Annotated in this window: 1 protein-coding gene; it reads left to right on the top strand. The window is 66.7% G+C overall.

Annotated features, from left to right (window positions below; genetic code table 11):
- Positions 1–288, top strand: a 288-nt coding sequence (locus RhoFasB10_RS26050) for an aldehyde dehydrogenase family protein (protein ID WP_167679373.1), incomplete at both ends; no start/stop codon positions are given.

The following is a 288-nucleotide window of genomic DNA, read 5'->3' as shown; positions in this document are numbered from 1 at the left end:
TCTCCGCACTCGTCGCCGTCGGCGACATCGCCGACGACCTCGTCGCGAAAATCGTCGAACGCACCACCCCCCTCGTCACCGGCGACGGCACCAAGAACTCCGACATGGGCCCCCTCGTCACCCAGGCGCACCGCGACAAAGTCGCCTCCTACGTCGACGCAGGCGAAGCAGCAGGCGCCACCATCGTCGTCGACGGCCGCCAAGTCCAGCCCGACGGCGGCAAAGACGGATTCTGGCTCGGACCGACCCTGATCGACAACGTCACCACCGACATGAGCATCTACACCG

Origin of the sequence: Rhodococcus sp. B10, assembly GCF_011770055.1 — a bacterium.
GTDB classification, from domain to species: domain Bacteria; phylum Actinomycetota; class Actinomycetes; order Mycobacteriales; family Mycobacteriaceae; genus Rhodococcoides; species Rhodococcoides kyotonensis_B.
The sequence above is the reverse complement of the archived record's forward strand: the minus strand, read 5'-3'. Positions and strand labels throughout refer to the sequence as shown.